We start from the raw sequence: 1,379 nt of genomic DNA, 5'->3' as shown, positions 1-1,379 counted from the left end.
GGGCCAGGTCGATCAGCACGGGGTCGTTGTCGAAGAAATCCGGGTCGTCGGCCAGGCGCTGGGCCAGGTCGGCCACGAGCGCACGTACGTCGGTATCCCGCAGGGTAACGGCCACCACGGGCAGCTGCGCGCTCTTGAGGTCGAAGCTGGGGCGGGCAGTACTCGTCGTTTCAACGGCCATGGGACTGGGAGTGCGGTGGATGGGAGAGTTGCCTCTCGACGCGCAAAGTGTACTGTGTGTGCAGTACATGGGCGCCCACTCCCGCTGGGAGGCGGGCCCCGGGGAGTGTCCATTTGTGTTGTGTCACACACGGCCCATGCCCCCGTGGCGGGGGCCGGGCGGGCCCGGTCACTGAAACCGGGGCTTACGCTTCTCCACGAAGGCCATCACGGCCTCGCGGTGGTCGGCGGTCTTGTGGGCCAGGGCCTGGTAGCCGGCCGACAGCTCCAGCAGCGACTCCAGCGTGCTGTGCTCGCCCTCGCGCAAGAGGCGCTTGGTCATGCGCATCACGGCGCCGGGGTTGGCGGCGATCTTGTCGGCCAGCGCGCGTGCCGTGGGCAGCAGCTGGTCGGCCGGCACGACGCGGCTGACCAGGCCGCAGGCCAGGGCCTGCTGCGCGTCGATGGCCTCGCCCGTGAACGCCATCTCGGCCGCCTTGGCGCGGCCCACGGCGCGCGGCAGCAGCCAGGCGCCGCCGTCGCCCGGCACGATGCCCACGCGCACGAAGCTCTCGGCAAAGGTGGCCGTCTCGCTGGCGATGCGGATGTCGCACATGCAGGTCAGGTCCAGCCCCGCGCCGATGGCCGGGCCGTTGACGGCGCAGATCACGGGCACGTCCAGCTGGGTCAGGGCGCGCGGAATGCGCTGTATGCCCTGGCGGTACTCCTCGCGGATGGCGTCGGGCGTGAGCGCGTCGTCGAAGAAGCGCTGCATGTCCTTGACGTTGCCGCCCGAACTGAAGATGGGGCCGGCGCCCGTGAGGATGACGGCCTTGACCGAGGCATCGCGCCGGATCTCGTCGCAGACCTGCACGAATTCCTCCACGGCCGTGTTGCCCGTGAGCGCATTGCGCGTCTCGGGCTGGTTCATGGTGAGGGTCCAGATGGCGCCGTCGCGGGCGATGTTCAGAAAGGACATGGAGAAGACTCCTTGAGCAAGGGTTTATGAGGTGATGTCGGTGGTCGAACGGATCAGGTCCAGCGTGCTGCCCGCGTGGCCATGGACCAGCGCGGTGCCTGCCACACCGTGCCAGTACGACTCGGAGCCCGCCGTCTGGCGCCAGGCATGCAGGCGGCGCGTGAGCAGTTGCAGGTCGTATTCCTCGGTGAAGCCCATGGCGCCGTGGATGGCGTGGGCCGCCTCGGCCACGGCCACGCGG

The 1,379-nt window shown here is 69.5% G+C and carries 1 protein-coding gene and 2 pseudogenes; all 3 read right to left on the bottom strand.

The features are described from left to right. Positions 1-181: pseudogene (locus L995_RS26085) on the bottom strand (septum site-determining protein MinC); the annotation flags it as partial. 168 nt (positions 182-349) lie between these two features. Next, positions 350-1,138, bottom strand: coding sequence for a crotonase/enoyl-CoA hydratase family protein (locus L995_RS26080; RefSeq protein ID WP_034365864.1), 789 nt, complete (start codon positions 1,136-1,138; stop codon positions 350-352). Positions 1,139-1,162: 24 nt separating this feature from the next. Continuing rightward, a pseudogene (locus L995_RS26075) lies at positions 1,163-1,379 on the bottom strand (acyl-CoA dehydrogenase); the annotation flags it as partial.

This window comes from Delftia sp. ZNC0008 (assembly GCF_000799035.1).
Taxonomy (GTDB): Bacteria; Pseudomonadota; Gammaproteobacteria; order Burkholderiales; family Burkholderiaceae_C; genus Comamonas; species Comamonas tsuruhatensis.
Note: the sequence above shows the minus strand (reverse complement) of the source record. Positions and strands in the feature narration are given on the sequence as shown.